The 25,192-nt window shown below is 69.7% G+C and carries 25 protein-coding genes; 4 read left to right on the top strand and 21 right to left on the bottom strand.

Annotated elements, in window-relative coordinates; all coding sequences use genetic code 11:
- Positions 1-63: 63 nt before the first annotated feature.
- From B0675_RS15810 to B0675_RS15795, 4 genes are all read right to left on the bottom strand, one after another.
- Entirely contained in the window at positions 64-2,595 is a 2,532-nt protein-coding gene (locus B0675_RS15810) for an AAA family ATPase (RefSeq protein WP_081219463.1), read from the bottom strand.
- Between the two features lie 267 nt (positions 2,596-2,862).
- Entirely contained in the window at positions 2,863-3,186 is a 324-nt protein-coding gene (locus tag B0675_RS15805; protein ID WP_053753244.1) for an STAS domain-containing protein, read from the bottom strand.
- 216 nt (positions 3,187-3,402) lie between these two features.
- Positions 3,403-4,251 carry a 3-hydroxyacyl-CoA dehydrogenase family protein gene (locus tag B0675_RS15800; protein ID WP_081219462.1) on the bottom strand — a complete coding sequence of 283 codons (849 nt, stop codon included), beginning with the start codon at positions 4,249-4,251 and terminating at the stop codon, positions 3,403-3,405.
- A 123-nt stretch (positions 4,252-4,374) separates the two neighbouring features.
- On the bottom strand, positions 4,375-5,016 hold the full coding sequence (locus tag B0675_RS15795) for a TetR/AcrR family transcriptional regulator (protein ID WP_081219461.1): 642 nt from the start codon (positions 5,014-5,016) through the stop codon (positions 4,375-4,377).
- Positions 5,017-5,096: 80 nt separating this feature from the next.
- Here B0675_RS15795 and B0675_RS15790 point away from each other — a divergent pair, with 80 nt between their 5' ends.
- From B0675_RS15790 to B0675_RS15775, 4 genes are all read left to right on the top strand, one after another.
- Positions 5,097-5,879, top strand: coding sequence for an ATP-binding cassette domain-containing protein (locus B0675_RS15790; protein WP_081219460.1), 783 nt, complete (start codon positions 5,097-5,099; stop codon positions 5,877-5,879).
- 44 nt (positions 5,880-5,923) lie between these two features.
- Positions 5,924-6,673 (top strand): ABC transporter permease, encoded by a 750-nt coding sequence (locus B0675_RS15785; protein WP_081219459.1) that lies wholly within the window; start codon positions 5,924-5,926, stop codon positions 6,671-6,673.
- A 13-nt stretch (positions 6,674-6,686) separates the two neighbouring features.
- Entirely contained in the window at positions 6,687-7,259 is a 573-nt protein-coding gene (locus B0675_RS15780) for a cob(I)yrinic acid a,c-diamide adenosyltransferase (protein WP_081219458.1), read from the top strand.
- 461 nt (positions 7,260-7,720) lie between these two features.
- Entirely contained in the window at positions 7,721-9,559 is a 1,839-nt protein-coding gene (locus B0675_RS15775) for a glycoside hydrolase family 18 chitinase (RefSeq protein ID WP_081219457.1), read from the top strand.
- Positions 9,560-9,677: 118 nt separating this feature from the next.
- Here B0675_RS15775 and B0675_RS15770 read toward each other — a convergent pair whose 3' ends face one another.
- The 17 genes from B0675_RS15770 to rpmE form a co-directional block, all read right to left on the bottom strand.
- Positions 9,678-10,124 (bottom strand): DUF2550 domain-containing protein, encoded by a 447-nt coding sequence (locus B0675_RS15770; RefSeq protein WP_081219456.1) that lies wholly within the window; start codon positions 10,122-10,124, stop codon positions 9,678-9,680.
- 159 nt (positions 10,125-10,283) lie between these two features.
- Entirely contained in the window at positions 10,284-10,658 is a 375-nt protein-coding gene (locus tag B0675_RS15765; protein WP_081219455.1) for a F0F1 ATP synthase subunit epsilon, read from the bottom strand.
- Between the two features lie 128 nt (positions 10,659-10,786).
- Complete coding sequence (gene atpD, locus B0675_RS15760) at positions 10,787-12,223, bottom strand: F0F1 ATP synthase subunit beta (RefSeq protein WP_081219454.1); 1,437 nt, start codon at positions 12,221-12,223, stop codon at positions 10,787-10,789.
- A complete protein-coding gene (locus B0675_RS15755; RefSeq protein ID WP_081219453.1) occupies positions 12,223-13,137 on the bottom strand; it encodes a F0F1 ATP synthase subunit gamma in 915 nt (304 codons plus the stop codon). Before B0675_RS15755 ends, atpD begins: the two co-directional genes overlap by 1 nt.
- A gap of 21 nt (positions 13,138-13,158) precedes the next feature.
- On the bottom strand, positions 13,159-14,748 hold the full coding sequence (gene atpA / locus B0675_RS15750; RefSeq protein ID WP_081219452.1) for a F0F1 ATP synthase subunit alpha: 1,590 nt from the start codon (positions 14,746-14,748) through the stop codon (positions 13,159-13,161).
- A gap of 126 nt (positions 14,749-14,874) precedes the next feature.
- Positions 14,875-15,696 (bottom strand): F0F1 ATP synthase subunit delta, encoded by an 822-nt coding sequence (locus B0675_RS15745; protein ID WP_081219451.1) that lies wholly within the window; start codon positions 15,694-15,696, stop codon positions 14,875-14,877.
- Positions 15,693-16,238, bottom strand: a complete 546-nt coding sequence (locus B0675_RS15740; RefSeq protein WP_081219450.1) for a F0F1 ATP synthase subunit B — start codon at positions 16,236-16,238, stop codon at positions 15,693-15,695. The genes B0675_RS15745 and B0675_RS15740 overlap by 4 nt, the downstream gene beginning before the upstream one ends.
- A gap of 41 nt (positions 16,239-16,279) precedes the next feature.
- Positions 16,280-16,510 carry an ATP synthase F0 subunit C gene (atpE, locus tag B0675_RS15735; RefSeq protein WP_024884520.1) on the bottom strand — a complete coding sequence of 77 codons (231 nt, stop codon included), beginning with the start codon at positions 16,508-16,510 and terminating at the stop codon, positions 16,280-16,282.
- 74 nt (positions 16,511-16,584) lie between these two features.
- On the bottom strand, positions 16,585-17,406 hold the full coding sequence (gene atpB, locus B0675_RS15730; RefSeq protein WP_081219449.1) for a F0F1 ATP synthase subunit A: 822 nt from the start codon (positions 17,404-17,406) through the stop codon (positions 16,585-16,587).
- A gap of 225 nt (positions 17,407-17,631) precedes the next feature.
- A complete protein-coding gene (locus tag B0675_RS15725) occupies positions 17,632-18,069 on the bottom strand; it encodes a hypothetical protein (RefSeq protein ID WP_081219448.1) in 438 nt (145 codons plus the stop codon).
- 297 nt (positions 18,070-18,366) lie between these two features.
- The gene (locus B0675_RS15720) at positions 18,367-19,722 is read right to left on the bottom strand and encodes an MraY family glycosyltransferase (protein ID WP_081219447.1); all 1,356 of its coding nucleotides are present in this window, start codon (positions 19,720-19,722) and stop codon (positions 18,367-18,369) included.
- Between the two features lie 129 nt (positions 19,723-19,851).
- Positions 19,852-21,090 (bottom strand): serine hydroxymethyltransferase, encoded by a 1,239-nt coding sequence (glyA, locus tag B0675_RS15715; RefSeq protein WP_081219446.1) that lies wholly within the window; start codon positions 21,088-21,090, stop codon positions 19,852-19,854.
- Positions 21,091-21,184: 94 nt separating this feature from the next.
- A complete protein-coding gene (locus tag B0675_RS15710) occupies positions 21,185-21,832 on the bottom strand; it encodes a protein-tyrosine-phosphatase (RefSeq protein ID WP_081219445.1) in 648 nt (215 codons plus the stop codon).
- Between the two features lie 52 nt (positions 21,833-21,884).
- The gene (locus B0675_RS15705; protein WP_081219444.1) at positions 21,885-22,532 is read right to left on the bottom strand and encodes an L-threonylcarbamoyladenylate synthase; all 648 of its coding nucleotides are present in this window, start codon (positions 22,530-22,532) and stop codon (positions 21,885-21,887) included.
- 101 nt (positions 22,533-22,633) lie between these two features.
- Entirely contained in the window at positions 22,634-23,473 is an 840-nt protein-coding gene (prmC, locus tag B0675_RS15700) for a peptide chain release factor N(5)-glutamine methyltransferase (RefSeq protein WP_081219443.1), read from the bottom strand.
- 79 nt (positions 23,474-23,552) lie between these two features.
- Positions 23,553-24,629 carry a peptide chain release factor 1 gene (gene prfA, locus B0675_RS15695; protein WP_081219442.1) on the bottom strand — a complete coding sequence of 359 codons (1,077 nt, stop codon included), beginning with the start codon at positions 24,627-24,629 and terminating at the stop codon, positions 23,553-23,555.
- Positions 24,630-24,794: 165 nt separating this feature from the next.
- Positions 24,795-25,016, bottom strand: coding sequence for a 50S ribosomal protein L31 (rpmE, locus tag B0675_RS15690; RefSeq protein WP_081219441.1), 222 nt, complete (start codon positions 25,014-25,016; stop codon positions 24,795-24,797).
- Between the last annotated feature and the right edge of the window lie 176 nt (positions 25,017-25,192).

Below are 25,192 nucleotides of genomic sequence, written 5' to 3'. Positions count from 1 at the left end.
ACGACGAGGGAGGGCCGGGTCCGTCACAGGACCCGGCCCTCCCTCGTGTCGTACGGCTCGCTGTCAGATCACCGCGCCGCTGGGCGAACCCGCGGCGCCGCTCGCCGGCCCGCTGCTCTCCGGCACCCCGGCCGACGTGCTCGCCGGCGCGCCGCTCGTCACGGGGCCGCTCGCGGAGTCGGAGGTGGAGGGCTCGGTCGACTCGTCCGGCGGGGTGGTCGAATCCGTGGGCGAGGTGGATGGCGAGGCCGAGCCACTCGGCGTCTTCGAAGGCGAGGCCGGGGGTGTCTTGGACGGTGTCTTCGAGGGCGACTTGCTCGGCGACTTCGACGGCTTGCCCGACGTGTGGGTGCCGGTCGGGTCGTCGGAGGGCCCGCCCGTGGCGGTCGCGGTGGGCGTCGGATCGTCCGTCGTGCCGTACGTCCCGTCGGGCCCGGGGTCGGTGGGCGGGGCCGGGGTGCCGGCGGTGGGACTGGAGTCGCCGGCCTTCTTCGCCTTGTCGGCGCCGAGACTGTCGTCCTCGCTGCCCTGACTGGCCGACGGGTTGACGCCGACCTTCTCGGACGGGGTGTCGCTGTCGTGGTTCGAGGTCGCGCCGAGGGTGACGACGGTGCCGAGGACGGCGACGAGGAGCGCACCGGCGCCCGCGGCGACCAGGTTGCGGCGGGTGCCGGTGACGAGGCGCCCGGCGACGCTCTGGCGCTTGTCCGCGGGGATGCCCGGGTCGGCGGGGTGGGCGAGCACCGTCACGGTGCCGCCGGAGGTGTCGACGACCGTCGGGAACGGCGTCGGGACGCCGCCGGGCGGCGACATCGACTCCTCCTGCCGGGCGTCCGGCACCTCCTCCCCCGCGGTGCGTCCGCCGAGGGCGTACGGGGTTCCTGAGCGGTCGGCGACCAGGGCGAGGGCGCGGCGACCGGCGGTGGTGCCGCGCTTGTCGGCCAGGGCGCCGCGCAGGCCTATGGACGCCTCCAGCTCGGCGCGGGCCCGGTCCAGCTGGCCGCCGCAGAGCGCGAGGATGCCCAACTCGTGGTGGAAGTAGGCCTGTTCCCCGACCTCTCCGGAGAGCCGGGATGCCTCGGCGCCGGAGCGCAGGGCGCGTTCCCAGGCGCTCCAGTGCAGCCCGGCGGCGAAGGCGGGGCCGGCCGTGCGGGCCAGTCGGACGGCGGGGGTCTCGTCCTCGTCGTCGAGCGGGGCGGTCGTGCCGGGCACGAGGCAGGTGAGTGCGGCGAGCACGGCGTCGGCCTCGGCGGAGACCCGCTCCGGGGTGACCGAGGGGTGCCCGGCCCACCAGGCATAGTGCTGGGCCGCGGCGAGGGCCTGTTCCTCCAGGCCGTCCGCGTATCCGGAGGCCTCCAGCTGCGCCTGCACGCCGGCGGCGAGCCGGTAGCGGGAGCCGACCGGGGAGATCAGCGCGCAGCCCGCGAGTTCGGCGAGCGCGGCGTCGGCGTGGGTGTCGCCCACGAGGGCGGGCAGGTGCGCCTGGTGGGGCACCTCGCCGCCGAGCGCGACGGCGAAGCGCAGCGTGGCGCGGGCCGACTCGCTGAGCCGGGACGCGAGCAGCGCGGCCGGCGCGGCCCCTTCGGCGAGGGAGGGCAGCGGCACGTCGTGGGCGTCGCCGGCCGCCTCGAAGGTCGCGTCCTCCGGGACCTCCTGGAAGACGCCGTACTCGTCGAGGGCGTCCTCGCCGGCCTGCAGCCGGTCGCGCTGGCGCAGCAGGGCGCCCGCCTGTATGAAGCGCAGGGGCAGTCCCTCGGACTCGAACCAGAGGTCGCCCGCCCAGTTCGACTCCTCCTCGGTCAGGACGCGTCCGACGGAGCGTTCGAGGAGTTCGAGGCCGCCGCTGCGGTCGAGTCCGCCGAGGACGACCTCTTCGAGGAGGGCCTCGCCGGAGGGTGCCGGGACGTCCGGGGTGGCGGCGACGACGAACGCGCACTCGGGGGTGGCATCGAGGAGTTCGTCGAGGGCGCTGCCGCCGATCTCGATGTCGTCGACGACCACGACGGCTCCGATGTCGCGGACAAGGCGGAGCAGTTCGTCACGGTCGGGGCGGTACCGCGGGGCGTCGTAGACGGCCGCGAAGAGGTCGTGGAGCAGGTCCGCCGCGGTGCGCCGGTGCCCGCAGAGCCGGACGACGCCGTCCGGGGCGAGGTCCGCGCAGTCGTCGGCGACGGCGTCGAGCAGGACGGTGCGGCCGGCGCCGGAGGGGCCGGTGAGCCGTACGGAACGGCCGCGGGCGAGGAGGCGTACGAGCCGCTCGCGTTCCTCCTGGCGTTCCAGGAGGGGCAGCCGGGGCTGCGCGGGGCCGGGCGGCACGGGCGGGCGGGCGGCGCGGGCCAGTTCGGCGCGTGCGGCGGTGCCGTGCTTCACCGGTGGCTGCGGCCGCTCGTGCGGCGGGCAGTTCTCGATCTCGCTGCCGTCGACGGGGTTGACCGTGAGCAGGAAGTCGCCCGAGACGAGCTGGACCGTGCGGACGAGGGCGGGTGCGTGCTGGCCCAGGTCGGTGGCGAGCGGGTCGCGCGGCGGGCGCGGGCGAGGCGCCTGGCCGTCGTCGTCATGGCCGTACTCTTCGGGTCCCCGGTTGGTCGGGTCCATGTTCCAAGCCCCCCAAAAGCGTCGTGTGCCAAGCCCTCCCGGCCGTGCTGCACACCGCGCTGTCGCTTCTGGTCCGGTGCCCGCTCGTAGGGTTTCAGGCGGCGGGCAGCCGAACCCTAAACCTTCGCACAGTATCTACGAACAGGCGGGGTACCGCGCCGTCCGAACCGTCACAGCTTCGTGAGGATTGTGCACGGGATGCGTTTCCCCCGCCGGTCAGGGCGCGGACGCGGTCGCGCACGCTGCGCGGTGGGGTGCTCGCCCGGGTCAGACGCGGGGCAGGGACTCGACCCCGATACCACCCTCGATCGCCAGGATCCGGTGCAGCCGGGTGGCCACCAGCAGGCGCTGCATCTGCGGTGGGACCCCGCGCAGCACGAGCCGTCTGCCGCACCGCCCGGCGCGTCGGTGGGCCCCCATGATGACACCGAGCCCGGTGGCGTCCCAGGAGTCCAGCTCGGACAGGTCCAGCACGAGGTCGCCGACTCCGTCGTCGACGGCCGTGTGCAGGACCGTGCGGGCGTCCGCCGCGCTGCGTACGTCGAGGCGGCCCCCGACGACCAGCTCGGCGTGGTCGCCCCTGATGTACATATGCGCTCCCCGAGAATGCGTCTCGTAACTCCGCGTGTGTCTGTTACCGCGTCTTCGCGTCTGTATGTTGTGCACCGTCTGACTGCCTGAGGGCCGCAGAGGTTGCCGTCTGTAAGCGAACCGATACCGAATTCACCTCATGGGGTGACACCCGAGAGGCGCGTGCGGTTTCGTGCCGAATGCGGCGACGGGGTCGTCCGTCGCCGCGGTGATCGTTCAGTGCTTGTAGAAGCCCTGCCCGCTCTTGCGCCCGATGTCACCGGCGTCAACCATCCGGCGCATCAGCTCGGGCGGTGCGAACTTCTCGTCCTGGGTCTCGGTGTAGATGTTGCCGGTGGCGTGCAGCAGGATGTCGACGCCCGTGAGGTCGGCCGTGGCGAGGGGCCCCATCGCGTGGCCGAAGCCCAGCCGGCAGGCGAGGTCGATGTCCTCGGCGGAGGCCACGCCCGACTCGTACAGCTTGGTCGCCTCGACGACGAGGGCCGAGATGAGACGGGTGGTCACGAAGCCGGCGACGTCACGGTTGACCACGATGCAGGTCTTGCCGACCGACTCGCTGAACTCCCGTGCGGTGGCGAGTGCTTCGTCGCTCGTCTTGTACCCGCGGACCAGTTCGACGAGCTGCATCATCGGCACCGGCGAGAAGAAGTGCACGCCGACGACGCGTTCCGGGCGCTCGGTGGCCGCCGCGATCTTGGTGATCGGGATGGCCGAGGTGTTCGAGGCGAGCACGGTGTCGGGGCGCACGATCTTGTCGAGGGCCCGGAAGATCTCGTGCTTGACCTCGAGCTTCTCGAAGACGGCCTCGACGACGATGTCCGCGTCGGACGCCGCGTCCAGATCGGTGGTCGCGGTGATGCGCGCGAGCGCCGCCTCGGCGTCGGCCGCCTCCAGCCTGCCCTTGCTCACGAACTTGTCGTACGAGGCCTTGATCCCGTCGAGGCCACGGCCGAGCGCCTCGTCGGTGACATCGCGCAGGACGACGTCCCAGCCCGCCTGCGCGGAGACCTGGGCGATGCCGGACCCCATGAGTCCGGCTCCGATGACGGCGAGCTTCCGTGCCACTCCGACTCCCTCAACACGCTGAATGAGTTGCTCTCCCGGCGGACCCTAGCGTCCGTGTGCGCCTGTGTGACCGGTAAGTAACGCGCGTCACGTCTCATCTGACGGACATCACACCGGCACGGGTCATTCGACCGCCCGTACGGCGTAGTTGAGCACCTTGGGGCTCAACAGGTCCTCCATGTCGTCGAGGAGCAGAAGCACCTCGCGTGACACTTCGTCCGGATTCCGGCCGGCCATCATCTCCCGGCCGATGACCGACATGACGGTCTGGTGCACCCAGTTGATCTGACCGGCGACGAGGCCCGGCAGCGGGTCCCCGGGTGACGCGCCGACGTCCTCGCGCAGCGCCTCCTCCAGGTTGACGAGGATCTCCTGACCGATCGCCCACAGTCGCGAGCGGAGCGCGGCCGCCTCCTGAATGACCTCCATGAAACGGGCGTACCCGGTCATCAGGCCGAGCCTCGGGGACACGGCCCGGACCTCGTCGCGCAGTTCGCGCAGGACGGCGGCGGCGGCCGACTCGCCCTTCGCCCGGCCGCGGACCCAGCCGGCGAGGCGGTCGACGACGCCCCGTGAGCGGTCGAGGAAGAGGTCCTCCTTGGCCGGGAAGTAGTTGTAGACGGTGTTCACCGAGACGTCCGCGGCGTCCGCGATCTCCGCGACGGTCACCGCGTCGAAGCCCCGCTCCAGGAACAGGCCCGTGGCGACGTCGGAGATGTACTGCCGCGTCTGCCGCTTCTTCCGCTCCCTGAGCCCTTCCGCCATGTCCGCATCGTAGCTTTCGCTGGGCCGACTGAATTCTTGGAGTCATTGCAAAATTTGAGAGACTCTGTTTTTCTGGCGGCATGGCAATCATCAGTACGGCCGGGCTGGCCCGCACCTTCTCGACCAAGCGGGGGCCGGTGGAGGCGGTGCGCGGCATCGACCTCACGGTGCGGCCCGGCGAGATCCTCGGCCTCCTCGGACCCAACGGCGCGGGCAAGACCACCACGCTCCGGATGCTCACCACCCTGCTCGCCCCGACCGGCGGTGCCGCGACCGTCGCGGGCTGCGACCTCGCCGGCGACCCCGCGGGGGTGCGCCGCGCCTGTGGCTACGTCGCCCAATCGGGCGGCGTCGACCCGCACGTCACCGTGCGGGAGGAACTCGTCACCCAGGGACGGCTGTACCGGCTGCCCCGGCCGCGCGCGGTCGAGCGGGCCGACGAACTGGCCCACGAACTCGGCCTCACCGGCCTCATGGACCGCCGCACCTCCGCGCTCTCCGGCGGTCAGCGACGCCGACTGGACATCGCGCTGGGACTCACCCACCGGCCCGTGGTGCTCTTCCTCGACGAGCCGACGACCGGACTCGACCCCGGCAGCCGCGCCGACCTCTGGGACCTCGTGCGCAAACTGCGCGACACCCACGGCACCACGGTCTTCCTGACCACCCACTACCTCGACGAGGCGGACGCGCTCGCCGACCGGCTGGTGATCGTCGACCGGGGTGTGGTCGTCGCCGACGGCACGCCCGGCGGGCTGAAGCGGGCGCACGGCGGCTCCCCCGACGCGACCCTCCAGGACACCTTCCTGGCCATCACCGGACGCGGCCCCGACCCGGCCGACGCCACGCCCGTGGCCGTCTGACACCGCCCGCAGCCGACCGCCCCGCCACACAGGACCGAGGACCGATGCTTCTCCACGACACCGCGCTGATCTTCGGGCGCTACGCCCGCCAGACCCTGCGCTCCCGCTTCGCGATGCTCTTCGGCGTCCTGATGCCGTTGCTGTACCTGCTCTTCTTCGGACCGCTCCTGACCGGTCTGCCCCTCGCCACCCGGGGCACCTCCTGGCAGGTCCTCGTCCCCGGCCTGCTGCTCCAACTCGGCCTGTTCGGGGCCGCGTTCGCCGGGTTCTCGATCATCATCGAGAAGAATCTCGGCATCGTGGAACGGATGCGGGTCACCCCCGTGAGCCGTCTCGCGCTGCTGCTCGGCCGGGTGCTGCGCGACGCCGCCGTCTTCGTCCTCCAAGGGGTTCTGCTGGTCCTCGCGGCCCTGCTGATGGGATTGCGCGCACCCCTCGCCGGTATCCTGATCGGCTTCGCCTTCGTCGCCCTGCTGACCGTCTCGCTCGCCTCGCTGTCGTACGCCCTCGCCCTGAAGGTCAGCACGCCGCAGGAGTTCGGACCCACGGTGAACGCGCTGACCATGCCGTCCATGCTGCTGTCCGGCCTGATGCTGCCGATGGCGCTGGCCCCCGGGTGGCTGGACGTGCTCTCGCACTTCATGCCGTTCCGCTATCTGGTGGACGCGGTACGGGACGCGTACGTCGGCTCCTACGCCACCGCGCACATGCTGTACGGCGTCCTGGTGGCCCTGGGCCTCGCCGCACTCGCCGTGACAGTGGGCACACGCGTCTTCCGCAGGACCGGCGCCTAACTAGGCTGACCCCATGGTCAATCTCACGCGCATCTACACCCGGACCGGCGACCAGGGCACCACCGCCCTCGGCGACATGAGCAGGGTCGCCAAGACCGACCTGCGGATCTCGGCGTATGCCGACGCCAACGAGGCGAACGCGGTGATCGGCACGGCCATCGCGCTGGGCGGCCTGGAGGCCGAGGTCGTCGAGGTGCTCACCCGGGTCCAGAACGACCTGTTCGACGTGGGCGCGGACCTCTCCACACCGGTGGTCGAGGACCCCCAGTTCCCGCCGCTGCGGGTGGAGCAGTTCTACGTCGACAAGCTGGAGGCGGACTGCGACCGCTTCAACGAGCGGCTGGAGAAGCTCCGTTCGTTCATCCTGCCCGGCGGCACGGCGGGCGCGGCCCTGCTGCACCAGGCGTGCACGGTCGTCCGCCGCGCCGAGCGTTCCACCTGGGCGGCGCTGGAGGTCCACGGGGAGGCGATGAACCCGCTCACCGCCACCTACCTCAACCGCCTGTCGGACCTCCTGTTCATCCTCGCGCGCACGGCCAACAAGGACACCGGTGACGTCCTGTGGGTTCCGGGCGGAGAGCGCTAGCACCCGAGCCGCACCGAAGCGCACCCCTCGCCCGGAGGAACGGCGAGGGGTCGTCGGCGCTCTCCGACAGAGGTCGGACCGGACCTTTTTTGCCGGTCGTGGACGGCCCCCGGTGGCCGTGCCCCGCGGCATCGCCCCGCGGCGCCGGACGGCCGAGCCTGCACGTCAGCCCACCTGCCGGCCCCGCCCGGCCCCGGGCGTCGAGCCCAAGCGGCGCTCCTTCCGGGGTAGTTGAGGGATCACCCCCGGCACATTGCACTGGTCCAGACCTATTGACCCGTGGTCCAGACCTTTCTATTCTCGCCGCACTGCGCTTAGCCATGCCCACGACACCCCCGGCCGAGGGGGCGCGAGGGCGGCGGGAGCGCGAGCGCGCGCACGCCCACCGGGCTGAGCACGGTCGCGGTTCCCCCGCTCGTCACGGCGCCACCGAGGCACCAGACGAAAGAGGAGAGGCATCCATGCGCTTCCGGCAGAGAGCCAGACACAGAACCGTGGCGGGGCTCACCACCCTGCTCCTCCCCCTCGCCGCACTCGTCGGCCTCGCGGGTCCCGCACAGGCGGCCACCAGCGCCACCGCGACGTACACCAAGACACAGGACTGGGGCACAGGGTTCGGCGGCCAGTGGACCGTCAAGAACACCGGCACCGCAGCCATCAGTTCGTGGACCATCGAGTGGGACTTCCCCACCGGCACGTCCGTCACCTCGGCCTGGGACGCGGACGTCACCCACTCCGGGAACCACTGGACCGCCAAGAACAAGTCCTACAACGGCACCCTCGCCGCGGGCGCCTCCCTCTCCTTCGGCTTCAACGGCGCCGGCTCCGGCTCGCCCACCAACTGCACCCTGAACGGCGGCAGTTGTGACGGCGGCCCCACCGTCCCCGGTGACAGCGCGCCCTCCGCGCCCGGCACGCCCACCTCTTCGGCCGTCACCGACACCTCGGTGAAGCTCTCCTGGAGCGCGGCCACCGACGACAAGGGCGTCAAGAACTACGACGTCCTGCGCGGCGGCACCAAGGTCGCGACCGTGACGACCACCTCGTACACGGACACCGGCCTGACCGCCGGCACCGACTACTCGTACACGGTCCAGGCCCGTGACACCGCCGACCAGACCGGTCCGGTCAGCGGCGCGGTCTCCGTGCACACCACCGGCGGCGGCACCACTCCCCCGCCCACCGGCAACGCCGTCAAGCTCGGCTACTTCACCGAGTGGGGCATCTACGGCCGCAACTACAACGTCAAGAACCTCGTGACGTCCGGCTCGGCCGCCAAGATCACCCACATCAACTACGCCTTCGGCAACGTCACCGGCGGCAAGTGCGCGATCGGCGACTCCTACGCCGACTACGACAAGGCCTTCACCGCCGACCAGTCGGTCAGCGGCGTCGCCGACACCTGGGACCAGCCGCTGCGCGGCAACTTCAACCAGCTGCGCGAGCTGAAGGCCAAGTACCCGAACATCAAGGTGCTGTGGTCCTTCGGCGGCTGGACCTGGTCCGGCGGCTTCGGTGACGCGGCCAAGAACCCGGCGGCCTTCGCCCAGTCCTGCTACGACCTGGTCGAGGACCCGCGCTGGGCCGATGTCTTCGACGGCATCGACATCGACTGGGAGTACCCGAACGCCTGTGGCCTGACCTGCGACACCAGCGGTGCCGCGGCCTACAAGAACGTCATGCAGGCGCTGCGCGCCAAGTTCGGCACGAACAACCTGGTCACCGCCGCCACCACGGCCGACGGCACCTCGGGCGGAAAGATCGACGCCGCCGACTACGCGGGCGCCGCGCAGTACGTCGACTGGTACAACGTGATGACGTACGACTTCTTCGGCGCGTTCGACGCGGACGGCCCGACCGCCCCGCACTCCCCGCTCACCTCGTACAGCGGCATCCCGCAGGCCGGCTTCACCACGGCCGACGCGATCGCCAAGTTCAAGTCCAAGGGCGTACCGGCCAGCAAGCTGCTGATCGGCATCGGCTTCTACGGGCGCGGCTGGACCGGCGTCACCCAGGACGCCCCGGGCGGCACCGCGACCGGTCCCGCACCGGGCACGTACGAGCCGGGCAACGAGGACTACAAGGTCCTCAAGACGTCCTGCCCCGTCACCGGCACCATCGCCGGCACGGCGTACGCCCACTGCGGCAGCAACTGGTGGTCGTACGACACCCCGTCGACCATCGCCGGCAAGATGTCGTGGGCCAAGACCCAGGGTCTGGGCGGCGCGTTCTTCTGGGAGTTCAGCGGCGACACCAGCAATGGTGAACTCGTCAGCGCCATCAACAGCGGCCTGAGCTGACCCCCGCACCACCTCGCACGAAAGCCGCGGGCAGACCTCCGGGTCTGTCCGCGGCTTTCTTTTCCGGCGGCCCGAGCGGCACCGACCGGGCCGGTGTACGGGCAGGGCAGGTGTCGGGTCAGGCGACGTTCACGCGCTGGCCGGGCGGGGCCGCCTCCAGCCACGCCAGGAAGCCGGTGAGCGCGTCCTCGCTCATCGCCAGTTCGAGACGCGTACCACGGTGGAGACAGGTCAGGATGATCGCGTCGGAGAGCAGCGCGAGTTCCTCCTCGCCCTCGGCGGCACGGCGGCCGGCCACCTCGATCGCCGAGCGTTCGAGAACGCGACGCGGCCGGGGGGCGTAGGAGAAGACGCGGTACCACTCGACGCGGTCGCTGTTGTAGCGGGCGACTCCGTAGCTCCAGCCCTTGCCGCCGGCGTCGCCCTTCTCGGGGACGTCCCAGCGCAGGCTGCAGTCGAACGTCCCGCCGGAACGCTGGATCAGCCGGCGGCGGAGGCCGAAGACGAACAGCCCCACCACCACGAGCGCCACCACGATTCCGCACACAGTCAGAGCGAGGACCATCGACACCGACCTCCTCGTCTCCTAGGTAACGGAAAAGAAAAAACTTCCGGATTTGCCTCAGCCGCGGCCAGGGCCGGAGTGATCCGGTCCCAGCCGCGGCTGAGGCAAAGCTTCACACAGTGCGGCCCCAGCACCTAAGGGCCTGGGGTCGCACGGTCGTCAGCGCGTCGACACCGCACGCAGGCGGACGTCCGCGCGACGCTCGGCGGACGCGTCGGCGTCCGACTTCGCGCGCTCGAGCGCCCGCTCCGCACGCTGGACATCGATCTCGTCCGACAGCTCGGCGATCTCGGCCAGCAGCGACAGCTTGTTGTCGGCGAACGAGATGAAACCCCCGTGCACCGCCGCGATGACCGTTCCGCCATCGCTCGTACGAATGGTCACCGGGCCCGACTCCAGCACACCGAGAAGCGGCTGGTGACCGGGCATGACGCCGATGTCGCCGGACGCGGTACGCGCGACGACCAGGGTGGCCTCGCCGGACCAGACACTACGGTCCGCGGCGACGAGCTCGACGTGCAGCTCAGCAGCCAAGGTGGGCTCCTCGGGTCACCACCCGGCGTTGCTGCCGGGTGTTGGGTCAAAGTCTAGTAGGCGAACGGAGGGGGACGGACCGCGCCCCACGAGGCGCGGCCCCTCCCCCCTCATTCAGAACACGAGGTTCAGGAAACGCCGAGTTCCTTGGCGTTGGCCTTGAGGTCCTCGATGCCACCGCAGAGGAAGAACGCCTGCTCCGGGAAGTGGTCGTACTCGCCGTCGATGATCGCGTTGAACGCGGTGATCGACTCGTCCAGCGGCACGTCCGACCCGTCGACGCCGGTGAACTGCTTGGCGACGTGGGTGTTCTGGGACAGGAAGCGCTCCACGCGACGGGCACGGTGGACGGTGAGCTTGTCCTCTTCGCCCAGCTCGTCGATACCGAGGATCGCGATGATGTCCTGGAGGTCCTTGTACTTCTGGAGGACCGACTTCACCCGCATGGCGGCGGCGTAGTGGTCCGCCGCGATGTAGCGCGGGTCCAGGATGCGGGACGTGGAGTCCAGCGGGTCCACGGCCGGGTAGATGCCCTTCTCGGAGATCGGACGGGAGAGAACCGTCGTCGCGTCGAGGTGGGCGAACGTGGTGGCCGGGGCCGGGTCGGTCAGGTCGTCCGCGGGGACGTAGATCGCCTGCATCGAGGTGATCGAGTGACCACGGGTCGAGGTGATGCGCTCCTGGAGGAGACCCATCTCGTCGGCCAGGTTCGGCTGGTAGCCCACCGCGGAGGGCATACGGCCGAGCAGGGTCGAGACCTCGGAACCGGCCTGCGTGAAGCGGAAGATGTTGTCGATGAAGAACAGCACGTCCTGCTTCTGCACATCGCGGAAGTACTCCGCCATGGTCAGACCCGCGAGGGCCACGCGCAGACGGGTGCCCGGGGGCTCGTCCATCTGACCGAAGACAAGCGCGGTCTTGTCGATGACGCCCGACTCGGACATCTCCTCGATGAGGTCGTTGCCCTCACGGGTGCGCTCGCCGACACCGGCGAACACGGAGACACCGTCGTGGTTGTTGGCGACGCGGTAGATCATCTCCTGGATGAGCACCGTCTTGCCGACACCGGCACCACCGAACAGACCGATCTTTCCACCCTTGACGTACGGGGTGAGGAGGTCGATGACCTTGACGCCGGTCTCGAACATCTCGGTCTTCGACTCGAGCTCGTCGAAGCGCGGGGCCTTGCGGTGGATGGACCAGCGCTCGCCCGAGTACTTCTCGTCGCTGTTCAGCACCTCGCCGAGGGTGTTGAACACCTTGCCCTTGGTGAAGTCGCCGACGGGGACCGTGATGCCGGTACCCGTGTCGGTGACCGCGGCCTGGCGGACCAGACCGTCGGTGGGCTGCATGGAGATCGTGCGGACCAGGCCGTCACCCAGGTGCTGGGCGACTTCCAGGGTCAGCGTCTTCTTCTCGCCGGCGTTGGCCGGGTCGGCCACCTCGACGTGAAGGGCGTTGTAGATGTCCGGCATCGCGTCGACGGGGAACTCCACGTCGACGACCGGGCCGATGACCCGGGCGACGCGGCCCGTGGCAACGGCCGTCTCAGAAGTCGTCGTCATTACTTGTCACTCCCCGCGGTCGCGTCGGCAAGGGCTGCGGAGCCACCGACGATCTCGCTGATTTCCTGGGTGATTTCGGCCTGGCGGGCCGCATTGGCAAGTCGGGAGAGCGTGGTGATCAGGTCTCCCGCGTTGTCGGTCGCCGACTTCATCGCGCGGCGCGTGGCGGCGTGCTTGGAGGCAGCCGACTGGAGCAGCGCGTTGTAGATACGGCTCTCGACGTAGCGCGGCAGCAGGGCGTCAAGGACGTCCTCCGCCGACGGCTCGAACTCGAACAGCGGAAGGATCTCGCCCTTGGGCGCTTCCTCCGCGACCTCTTCGAGGCGGAGCGGCAGCAACCGGCTGTCGACAGCCGACTGCGTCATCATCGAGACGAACTCGGTGTAGACGATGTGGAGTTCGTCCACGCCGCCGTCCGCCGTCTCCTTCTCGATGGCCTCGATGAGCGGACCCGCGACCTTCTTCGCGTCCGCGTAGGTGGGCTCGTCGGTGAACCCCGACCACGACTCCACGACCTTGCGCTCGCGGAAGTTGTAGTGGGCCAGACCGCGGCGGCCGACGATGAAGGTGTCGACCTCCTTGCCCTCGCCCTCGAGGCGCGCCGTCAACAGCTCGGCGGCCTTGATGGCGTTGGAGTTGAAGGCGCCGGCCAGTCCGCGGTCGCTCGTGAGGAGCAGCACCGCGGAACGGGTCGCCGTCTCCGCCTCCGTGGTCAGCGGGTGCTTGGTGTTCGAACCGGTACCGACCGCCGTGACCGCGCGAGTGAGCTCGGTCGCGTACGGCGCGGAGGCCGCCACCTTGCGCTGCGCCTTGACGACACGCGAGGCGGCGATCATCTCCATCGCCTTGGTGATCTTCTTGGTCGCGGTGACGGATCGGATGCGACGCTTGTAGACCCGGAGCTGGGCTCCCATGAGTCAGGTCCCTTCCTTACGTCACTTGGCCGCGGCCGGAGCGTCCTCGCCGAGAAGCTTCCCGTCCGAGGTCTCGAACTGCTTCTTGAAGTCCGCGATGGAGTCCGCGACGGCGGTGAGCGTGTCGTCCGACATCTTGCCGCCCTCCTTGATGGAGGTCATGAGGCCCTGCTCCTTGCGGTGCAGGTACTCCAGGAGCTCCTTCTCGAAGCGGCGGACGTCCTCGACCGGAACGTCGTCCATCTTGCCGGTGGTGCCGGCCCAGACGGAGACGACCTGGTCCTCGGTCGGCATCGGCTGGTACTGAGCCTGCTTGAGCAGCTCGACCAGACGCTGACCGCGCTCCAGCTGCGACTTCGACGCGGCGTCCAGGTCCGAACCGAAGGCGGCGAACGCCTCCAGCTCGCGGTACTGGGCGAGGTCGAGGCGAAGCCGGCCGGAGACCTGCTTCATCGCCTTGTGCTGGGCGGAGCCACCGACACGGGAGACCGAGATACCGACGTTCAGGGCCGGACGCTGGCCGGCGTTGAACAGGTCGGACTCCAGGAAGCACTGGCCGTCGGTGATGGAGATGACGTTGGTCGGGATGAACGCCGACACGTCGTTCGCCTTGGTCTCGACGATCGGCAGACCGGTCATCGAACCGGCGCCCAGGTCGTCGGAGAGCTTCGCGCAGCGCTCCAGCAGACGGGAGTGCAGGTAGAAGACGTCACCGGGGTAGGCCTCGCGCCCCGGCGGACGGCGGAGCAGCAGGGACACGGCGCGGTAGGCGTCGGCCTGCTTCGAGAGGTCGTCGAAGATGATGAGGACGTGCTTGCCCTCGTACATCCACTGCTGGCCGATGGCCGAACCGGTGTACGGCGCCAGGTACTTGAAGCCGGCCGGGTCGGACGCCGGAGCGGCGACGATGGTCGTGTACTCCAGGGCGCCGGCCTCTTCGAGCGCACCACGCACGGAGGCGATGGTGGAACCCTTCTGACCGATGGCGACGTAGATGCAGCGGACCTGCTTCTTCGTGTCGCCCGAGCGCCAGTTGTCACGCTGGTTGATGATCGTGTCGACGGCCAGGGCGGTCTTGCCGGTCTGGCGGTCACCGATGATCAGCTGACGCTGGCCACGGCCGATCGGGGTCATCGCGTCGACGGCCTTGTAGCCCGTCTCCATCGGCTCGTGCACCGACTTGCGGACCATGACGCCCGGAGCCTGCAGCTCGAGGGCGCGTCGTCCGGACGTCTCGATCTCGCCGAGGCCGTCGATCGGGTTGCCGAGCGGGTCGACGACGCGGCCGAGGTAGCCCTCGCCCACGGCGACGGACAGCACCTCACCGGTGCGCTGCACCGGCTGGCCCTCCTCGACACCGCTGAACTCGCCGAGGACGACCGCACCGATCTCGCGCTCTTCCAGGTTCAGCGCGAGGCCGAGAGTTCCGTCCTCGAACTTCAGCAGCTCGTTCGCCATGGCCGAGGGGAGACCCTCGATCTTGGCGATACCGTCGCCGGCGACGGTGACCGTACCGACCTCCTCGCGCGAGGCCGCGTCCGGCTTGTACGACTGGACAAAGTTCTCCAGCGCATCCCGGATCTCCTCCGGCCGGATCGTGAGCTCCGCCATCTGGGTTCCCTGCTCTCCTTGTTGGGCCCGAAGTTTCACTTGGGGGGATGGGGACTCCCCCCTGAAAGAGGTGAATCCTCTGCACGGCCCAACATGGGCCGTAATTGCGTCCTGCTTATGGGCTTGCTAGCTCGCCATACGGCGAGTGGCGTCCTCGAGACGGTCCGCGATCGAACCGTTGATGACCTCGTCACCGACCTGCACCCGGATCCCGCCGAGGACATCGGGGTCCACGTCGAGGTTCAGGTGCATCGGACGGCCGTAGAGCTTCGCCAGCGCGGCGCCGAGGCGCTGCTTCTGGCCGTCGCTCAGCGGCACCGCCGAGGTGACCACGGCGACCATGCGGTTGCGGCGCTCGGCGGCGAGCTTGGACAGGGACTCGAGTCCCGCTTCCAGGCTACGTCCGCGTGGCGCGGTCACAAGGCGCGTCACGAGACGCTCGGTCGTCACGTTGGCCCGGCCGCCGAGCAGGCTGCGCAGCAGCTGGCTCTTGGCCGCCGTGGTGGCGGCCCGGTCGGTCAGCGCGGCGCGCAGCTCGGTGTTCGAGGAGACGATCCGGCCGAAACGGAACAGCTCGTCCTCGACGTCGTCGAGCGCGCCCGCACGCTGGGCCGCCGTGAGGTCGGCGGTCGCGGCGATCTCCTCGAGCGCGTCCACCAGGTCGCGGGGCTGCGACCAGCGGGAACGCACCATGCCGGTGACCAGGTCGGCGGTGGTACCGCTCACCTGGGCGCCCAGCAGGCGCTGGACCAGCTCGGCCTTGGCCTCGGCGGGCTGCGCCGGGTCGGTGAGGACCCGACGCAGCGACACCTCGCGGTGGAGCAGCGCGGTGACCGCGGCCAGCTCGTCGGCGAGCTGCGCCGCGTCCACGGACGTGGAGTCCGTCAGCGCGTCGAGACGCTCACGTGCGGCTGCGGTTGCCTCGCGGCTCGCTCCGTGCGCAGTCATCGAGCCGCCTCGGCCTTCTCCTCAAGCTCGGAGAGGAAACGGTCGATGACACGGCTCTGGCGGGCGTGGTCCTCGAGGGACTCGCCGACCAGCTTGCCGGCCAGGTCGGTGGCCAGGTGGCCGACGTCCTGACGCAGCGCCTGGGACGCGGCCTTGCGGTCCGCCTCGATCTGCGTGTGACCGGCGGCGATGATCTCTTCGCGCTGCCGTTGGCCTTCCGCGCGCATCTCGGTGATGAGCGTGGCGCCCTGCTCCTGTGCCTCCTGGCGCAGGCGCGCGGCCTCGTGACGGGCCTCGGCGAGCTGAGCCTTGTACTGCTCAAGAACGCTCTGGGCCTCGGTCTGAGCGGCCTCGGCCTTTTCGATACCGCCCTCGATGGCCTCGCGACGCTGCTCCAGAACCTTGTTGATGTTCGGGAGAAGCTTCCAGGCCAGGAAGCCGAAGACGATGACGAAGGCGATCAGGCCGATGACAAGCTCGGGAATCGGCGGGACGAGGGGGTTTTCCGTCTCCTCGGCCGCCAGAATGAGCAGCTGGCTCATGTCAGTGCCTTTCGTCTAGTGGGCTGTCGTGGATCCGAAGATCACTTGCCGTAGACGAACGGCATGACCAGACCGATGAGGGCGAGCGCCTCACAGAAGGCGAAGCCGAGGATCTGGTTGGCGCGGATCAGACCGGCGGCCTCGGGCTGACGGGCGAGGGCCTGGGTGCCGTTACCGAAGATGATGCCGACGCCGACGCCGGGGCCGATGGCCGCGAGGCCGTAACCGATCGAGCCGAGCGAGCCGGAGACAGCGGCAAGGGTCTGGGACATGCCAGTTCTTCCTTTTCTTTACGGACCGGTGGGGGTTGGCCACCGGACGACTGCGGGGTCGAGAGGGGAGGCGCTCAGTGGTTCTCGGCCAGTGCGCCCTGGATGTAGGTGCAGGTCAGCAGGACGAAGACGTAGGCCTGCAGGGCCTGGATGAACAGCTCGAACGCGGTCATGACGAGGGTCATGATGAACGAGACGCCCGCGTACGCGATGCCGATGCCGTTGAGCAGGTACCAGCTGGCGATGGTGAACAGCAGCAGCAGCGTGTGGCCCGCGAACATGTTCGCGAACAGTCGCACCGCGTGCGTGAACGGGCGGACGAGCAGGTTCGAGAAGAACTCGATGACCATGGCGAGCGGCAGCACCGGGCCGAGCGACTTGTCGTATCCGGTGACGTTCTTGAAGAAGCCCACGAAGCCGTGCCGCTTGAAGGTCAGCGAGACCCACAGGACATAGACGATCAGGGCCAGCACCAGCGGGTACGAGATGATCGCGGTGACCGGGAACTGGGCGAGCGGAATGATCGACCAGAGGTTCATCATCCAGACGAAGAAGAACAGCGAGACGATCAGCGGAACGTACTTCTCGCCTTCCTTCTTGCCGATCGTCTCGTAGACGACGCCACGGCGGACGAAGTCGTAGCCCGCCTCGGCGATCATCTGCAGCTTGCCCGGGACGACCTTCGGCTTACGGAAGGCGGCCCAGAAGAAGCCGACGATGACGATCGAACCGAGCAGCGCCAGGAGCATCGTCTTGTTGAAGTAGACGTTGCTGTCACCGTCGCCCCAGAGGGGCTCGAACAGGAACGAGTGCAGGCCGGGAGCCGGGAAGCCACAGCCGTCGAAGATGTGGCAGTCGGTCTCGAAGGCGAGCACCTGCGTCGGGTCAGCACTCACCGCGGGCTCCTTCAGCGTGGCGCATAGGTACGGCAACCTCGTTGTGTCGGCGCGGCGCACAGCCGCGGTTCGGCACTGGACTGGTGTTACGGATGTGGGGGCGGCTGTGGGGCATCAAGCCTCGCGATTGAGCAGGCGTCAGCTCAGATGCCCGCGCCCGCGATGCCGCAGTTGGCACCGGACGATAGCAGGATCTCTTACGCGCACTTATCCCGGCCCTACCGTTCACGACGAGTGCCCTGTCTTCTCGGGCTTGTCGCCCTTCGAGGACTCGGGTTCGACGTAGAGGATCTTGGCCTTCATGTGGGCACGCGCCTGTGCGCCGATCCACGCGAGCGTGGTGACGACCAGGGTGAGCGCGAAGGACTTGGGGTTGAACAACGACGTGTTCTTGAACGCGGCGACGAAGATGAACAGCAGAAGAATCTGCGCCGTGTAGAGCAAGAGACCCATCGCCTGGAACAGGTGCGGAAGCGATTTGGCGGTGCGCTGCAGAACGTAGAGCCCGAGCCCCATGAAGAGGATCACGACCAGCGTCGCGACGACCGCCCCGACCGCTCCCTTGCCGCCGGCGACCACACCACTGACCGCGGCGGCAATCGCGCCGACGGCAGCTGTGGGTACAGCGGCTTGAAGGAGAATCCGGGCGTCATTGGACGGCATGGCGGCAACTCCGCTTGCTCAGGGGGGCAGGGTGTCGTCATGGACGAGCGTAGTCCCGGGTGGAGAGAGAACCTCACGCCAAGGGACCGTCGCACTAGGGTCCTTCGGCTCTGTCCCGGGTTCTCGTGAACCGTATCACAAACTATTTGATGAGGTCTTTACCTGGTTGGTGTGCTCACTGTCACACATGAGAGTGACAGTGCGCGTCTGCGCGCCCAAGGGGTCAACTTGTCTGGTATTGGGGTTCTTTGCTCCCCCACGACTTGGTCACGCGTTAGTCAGATTCTTACCTTCACGTCAGCGCGACGACTCGGCCTCACGCCGGTCCAGGAGTCTCGAACGGGCGCCAATTGCCGTTGCCCCGTTGACTCCTGAGACTCCGGCGACCGCGGCGGCACGGTGTTCACGTGCCTCGTCCGGCCCGTCCGTGACGGCCGTCTCGTGCGTCACGGGCGACCCGTCCCCGGCGGCCGAGGCAGCGGCCCTGCGGCGGCGGTAGCGGGGCGGCAGGAGGTGCTCCGCCCAGCGCGGGGCTCGCGGTGTGAAGCGCGGCAGCAGGAGCAGCACCAGACCGACCGCGCTGAGGGCCGCGATGGCCAGCACGCTCCACATGGCCCCGGAGTTGACCGAGTAGGCGAGAGCGCCGAACGAGATCAGCGCCGACCAGAAGTACATGATCAGCACAGCGCGGCTGTGCGAGTGGCCGACCTCCAGGAGGCGGTGGTGCAGGTGCCCGCGGTCCGCCGCGAACGGCGACTGTCCGCGCCAGGTGCGCCGCACGATGGCGAGCACGAGGTCGGCGGCCGGGATCGCGATGATCGTCAGCGGCAGCAGCAGCGGGATGAACACGGGCACCGTCTGGTGGACGGTGTTGCGCTCGGAACCGGAGAAGAGGTTCATCACGTCGGGGTCGATCTGCCCCGTGATGGAGATCGCGCCGGCGGCCAGCACCAGGCCGATGAGCATCGAGCCGGAGTCACCCATGAAGATCCGCGCGGGATGCATGTTGTGCGGCAGGAAGCCCAGGCACATGCCCATCAGGATCGCCGCGAACAGCGTCGCCGGGGCGGCCGCCTCGATGCCGTACGAGTACCAGATCCGGTAGGCGTACAGGAAGAACGCGGCGGACGCGATGCACACCACACCGGCGGCCAGTCCGTCGAGGCCGTCCACGAAGTTGACCGCGTTGATCGTGATGACGACGAGGGCCACCGTCAGCAGCGTGCCCTGCCACTGGGTCAGCGCGACCAGGCCGACGCCCGGGATCGGCAGCCACAGGATCGTCAGACCCTGCACCACCATCACGCCGGCGGCGATCATCTGCCCGCCCAGCTTGATCAGGGCGTCGATCTCGAACTTGTCGTCCAGCACGCCGATCAGCCAGATCAGCGCGGCTCCGGAGAGCAGGGCACGCGGTTCGTTCGAGTTGGCGAAGACCTCGTTGAGGTTCGTCAGGTGGTCCGCCACCAGCAGACCGGCGCACAGGCCGAAGAACATCGCGATGCCGCCGAGCCGCGGCGTGGGTTCACGGTGCACGTCGCGCGCACGGATTTCCGGCATGGCTCCGGCCACGATCGCGAACTTCCGTACCGGCCCTGTCAGCAGATACGTCACCGCGGCCGTGATGCAGAGCGTCAGCAGGTATTCACGCACGGGCTTCCCCACAGGTCTCGCTGGCCATCACAGCCCCACACCCTAGCGATGCACGCATATGGTTGGGGACTTCCGGGTAGCGACGATGGTTGCACGAGTGGCCGTGCACCTGTGCACATGTACCCGCGGTCAGTCCGGATATGGGGGAAATCTTCCGGTCAGCTCCCGCACTTCTTCACGCGCCCGCCTGGCCTCGATCTCGTCCCGCAGCACCCCGGCGAACAGCACCGCGACCCGCGCGGCCTCCGCCTCGCCCATTCCCTGGGTGGTCAGCGCCGCGGTGCCCAGCCGCAGGCCACGGGCGTCGCCGTGGGGCAGCGCACACGTGTCGAGGACCATACCGGCGGCGGCGAGCCGGCCACGCGCCGTGCGCCCGTCGACACCGAGCGGCGCCGGATCCACCGTGACGAGGTGGGTGTCGGTGCCACCGGTGGTGACGGCGAGCCCCTCCGCGTCCAGTCCGGCGGCCAGCACCCGTGCGTTGGCGACCACCTGATGGGCGTACGCCGTGAACGCCGGGGTCGCCGCCTCGCCGAACGCGACGGCCTTCGCCGCGATGGTGTGCATCTGCGCGCCGCCCTGGGTGAACGGGAAGACCGCCCGGTCCACCCGCTCGGCCAGCTCGCTCCCGCACAGGATCATCCCGCCGCGCGGCCCCCGGAGCACCTTGTGCGTCGTCGCGCACACCACGTCGGCGTACGGCACCGGATGGGGTGCCGCTCCCCCGGCGACGAGCCCGATGGGGTGGGCGGCGTCCGCAATCAGATAGGCGCCGGCCTCGTCGGCGATCTCCCGGAAGAAGGCGTAGTCGATGTGCCGGGGGTAGGAGATCGATCCGCAGACGACGGCCTTGGGGCGGTGGGCGCGGGCCAGCGCGCGCACCTCCTCGTGGTCGATGAGCCCGGTCTCCGCCTCGACCCCGTATCCGACGAAGTCGAACCAGCGTCCGGAGAAGTTCGCGGGCGAGCCGTGGGTGAGGTGACCGCCGGAGCGCAGGCCCATCGCCAGCACGGTGTCACCGGGGCGCAGCAGGGCGGCGTACGCGGCGAGGACGGCCGAACTCCCGGAGTGGGACTGCACGTTGGCGTGGTCGGCGCCGAACAGGGCCTTGGCGCGGTCGACGGCGACGCGTTCGGCGACGTCGACGAGTTCGCAGCCGCCGTGGTGGCGGGCGCCGGGGTATCCCTCGGCGTACTTGTTCGCCATCGGGGAGCCGAGCGCGGCCAGCACGGCGGGCGAGGTGAAGTTCTCGGCGGCGATCAGCTGGAGCGTCGTGGACTGCCGGTCCAGCTCACCGCGCAGGATCTCCGCCATCTCGGGGTCCTGGCGCAGGAGGACATCCGCTTCGGGCATCTGGGTGACCGGCATGGTGGACTCCGGACTCGGCGGGGACGCGCGCTATGTCCAATGTAGGACCGCGGGCCCCGCGACGCCTGATGTCCGTCTCCCGGGACGCCCGATGTCAGGTCCGGGCGCGTACCCCCGTCAGGGCGGTGACGACCGGGTCGAGCGCCTCGTTGATCTCGTCGCCGATGGACCGGAAGAACGGCAGCGGCGCCCCGTAGGGGTCGAAGACCTCGTCCGCCTCCGCCGTCGGGGCCAGCAGCCAGCCCCGCAGGGCGGCGGCGGCGCGCACCAGGGCGACGGCGCGTTCGACGACGCCGTGTTCCAGGGGCGGCAGGGTCGCCGGGTCTATGGCGCGGACGAGGCGGGTGAACTCCTTCAGGGTGAAGGTGCGCAGGCCCGCCGAGTGCCCCATGGAGATGACCTGCGCGCGGTGGTCGCGGGTGGCCGTCAGGACGAGGTCGGCGCGGATGACGTGGTCGTCGAGCAGTTCACGCCCGACGAAGCCGGAGGGGTCCGCGCCGAAGTCGGCGAGGACGGTCGCCGCGTTGGCCTCCATGGGCGCGCCCTCGTGGCCCCAGGTGCCGGCGCTCTCCACGATGAGGCCGCCCCACCGGGGGTCGCCGAGCCGGTCGGCGAGGGCATGGCGGGTCAGCCGCTCGGTGATGGGCGAGCGGCACACGTTGCCGGTGCTGACGTGGAGGATGCGGAAGGACTCCCTGGGGGACCCGTCGGTCCCCGTGATCCCCGTGCCTATGCCACGCATGGGGGGTCCCCCTGGTCGTGCGGAGCGGGGGGCCGGGAGGAGGCAGGGGCGGTCAATTCGCCACCTCGAGGTCGGGTACGACCTTCCGGAGCTCCTCCGCCGACAGGGCGCCCGCGCGCAGCAGCACCGGGACCTTGCCGGTCACGTCGACGATCGAGGAGGGCACGTTGCCCGGGGTGGGGCCGCCGTCCAGGTAGACCGAGATGGAGTCCCCGAGCATGTCCTGCGCGGCGTCACAGGTCTCCGGGGAGGGGTGGCCCGTGAGGTTGGCCGAGGAGACGGCCATCGGGCCGACCTCGGTGAGCAGCTCGATGGCGACGGGGTGCAGCGGCATGCGGATCGCCACCGTGCCGCGGGTGTCGCCGAGGTCCCACTGGAGGGACGGCTGGTGCTTGGCGACGAGCGTGAGGGCACCGGGCCAGAACGCGTCGACGAGTTCCCACGCCATCTCGGAGAAGTCCGTGACGAGGCCGTGCAGGGTGTTCGGGGAGCCGATGAGGACGGGAGTGGGCATGTTGCGGCCCCGTCCCTTGGCGTCGAGCAGGTCGGCCACGGCCTCGGAGGTGAACGCGTCGGCGCCGACGCCGTAGACGGTGTCCGTCGGGAGGACCACCAGTTCGCCACGGCGGACGGCGGACGCTGCCTCGCGCAGACCGGTGGTGCGGTCGGTCGCGTCGTTGGTGTCGTATCGCCGTGCCATTTAGCGGGCCTCCTCGTACACGTACTGCTGGTGGGGAAACGGGGGGAACACGATGCGTGCGCGTGCCCTGTCGCCGGGCGCCGGGACGCGGTGGGCCGGGCTCACGGCATCGCCTTGCGGGCGGTCGCGAAGCGGGGCCGGTTGTTGAGGTCGGGGTGGTCGGCCGCGTCGGCCCAGCCCCGCTCCTCGGTGAAGATCCACGGAACCTGTCCGCCCTGGGTGTCGGCGTGCTCGACGACGACGACGCCTCCGGGGCGCAGCAGCCGGTGCGCGGTGCGCTCGATGCCGCGGATGAGGTCGAGTCCGTCCTCCCCCGAGAACAGGGCGAGTTCGGGGTCGTGGTCGCGGGCCTCCGGCTGCACGTACTCCCACTCGGTGAGCGGGATGTACGGAGGGTTGGAGATCACCAGGTCCACCTGGCCGTCGAGGTCCGGGAAGGCCTCCAGGGCGTCTCCCTGGCGCAGGTCGACCCTGGACCCCTCGACGTTCTTGCGCGTCCACCTGAGGGCGTCCTCGGACAGCTCCACGGCGTGCACACGGGAGCGCGGGACCTCCTGCGCGAGGGCGAGCGCGATGGCGCCCGATCCGGTGCACAGGTCGACGATCAGCGGTTCGACGACGTCCATCGCGCGGACGGCGTCTATGGCCCAGCCGACGACCGACTCGGTCTCCGGCCGGGGCACGAACACACCGGGCCCCACCTGGAGTTCGAGGTAGCGGAAGTAGGCGCGCCCGGTGATGTGCTGGAGCGGTTCACGCGCCTCGCGGCGCGCGATGACCTCCCAGTAGCGGGCGTCGAAGTCCGCGTCCTTGACGGTGTGCAGCTCGCCCCGCTTCACGCCGTGCACGAAGGCGGCGAGTTCCTCCGCGTCGTTGCGCGGCGAGGGCACGCCGGCGTCGGCAAGCCGCTGGGTGGCCTGGGCGACTTCCGCGAGCAGCACGCTGCGGGAGTTCGGGGGTCGACCCCCAAAATGTTGCTGCACGCTGGTCCTCCGGGGCTGAGCTGTTGTCGTGAGCTGCTTACGCGGCGGCGAGCTTGGCTGCCGAGTCCGCGTCGACGCAGGCCTGGATCATCGCGTCGAGGTCGCCGTCCAGGACCTGGTCCAAGTTGTACGCCTTGAAGCCGACGCGGTGGTCCGAGATGCGATTCTCCGGGAAGTTGTACGTACGGATCTTCTCGGAGCGGTCGACGGTGCGGACCTGGCTGCGGCGGACGTCCGCGGCCTCCCGTTCCGCTTCTTCCTGGGCCGCCGCGAGAAGCCTGGAGCGCAGGATACGCATCGCCTGCTCCTTGTTCTGCAGCTGGCTCTTCTCGTTCTGGCAGGAAGCGACGACTCCGGTGGGAATGTGCGTGATGCGCACGGCGGAGTCGGTGGTGTTGACGGACTGGCCGCCGGGGCCGGAGGAGCGGTAGACGTCGATCCGCAGGTCGTTCGCGTGGATCTCGACGTCGACCTCCTCGGCTTCGGGGGTGACGAGCACGCCGGCGGCGGAGGTGTGGATGCGGCCCTGCGACTCGGTGGAGGGCACGCGCTGCACGCGGTGCACGCCGCCCTCGTACTTGAGGCGGGCCCAGACGCCCTGGCCGGGCTCGGTGGCACCCTGGCCGCCCTTGGTCTTCACGGCGACCTGGACGTCCTTGTAACCGCCGAGCTCGGACTCGGTGGAGTCGATGATCTCGGTCTTCCACCCGATGCGCTCGGCGTAGCGGAGGTACATGCGCAGGAGGTCACCGGCGAACAGGGCGGACTCGTCGCCGCCGGCGCCCGCCTTGATCTCCAGGATGACGTCCTTGTCGTCGCTCGGGTCGCGCGGGACCAGGAGCAGGCGGAGCTTCTCGGTGAGCTCCTCGCGCTGCTTCTCCAGGTCCTTGACCTCGGCGACGAAATCGGGGTCGTCGGCGGCGAACTCCTTCGCCGTGCCGATGTCGTCCCCGGTCTGCTTCCAGGAGCGGTACGTCGCGACGATCGGGGTCAGCTCGGCGTAGCGCTTGTTGAGCTTGCGCGCGTTGGCCTGGTCGGCGTGGACCGACGGGTCAGCGAGCTTCTTCTCCAGATCGGCGTGCTCACCGATCAGTTCCTCGACCGCCTCGAACATCTCCGGCTCCAATGGACTGTCCCCGTCATGGACTCGGGGACGTGGGGTACGGCATGGGGGCCCCTGTTACCGGCGTGGCCGGAACCCGGGGAAAGGGCTGCACCGCAAAGCGCCGGTCCCGGCGCCCCCGTGCCGGGGACGCCGAGGACCGGCGCTGTGGGCTCGCTACTTGTTGGCAGCGGCAGCCTTGCCGAAGCGGGCCTCGAAGCGGGCCACGCGGCCACCGGTGTCGAGGATCTTCTGCTTGCCCGTGTAGAACGGGTGGCACTCGGAGCAGACCTCGGCACGGATGGTGCCGGAGTCGATGGTGCTCCGGGTGGTGAACGACGCGCCACAGGTGCAGCTGACCTGCGTCTCGACGTACTCGGGGTGGATGTCGCGCTTCAAGGTGTCTCCTAGTTTCGGGAGGGCTCCGGGTCGCCGCCGCGGGATGCGGGTGCGTGAACCGGGGCCGACGTACCAGTCTGCCAGCACTGGCCGTATCCCCCAAAACCGGGGGACGCGATGATCTATTCCCCCCGGGCGCCGCGGGGCCGGCCCCGGCCCGGTGAGCAGGGGCGGAG

The sequence above is a fragment of the Streptomyces sp. M41(2017) genome (genome assembly GCF_002078175.1).
In the GTDB taxonomy this organism is placed as follows: domain Bacteria; phylum Actinomycetota; class Actinomycetes; order Streptomycetales; family Streptomycetaceae; genus Streptomyces.
The sequence above is the reverse complement of the archived record's forward strand: the minus strand, read 5'-3'. Positions and strand labels throughout refer to the sequence as shown.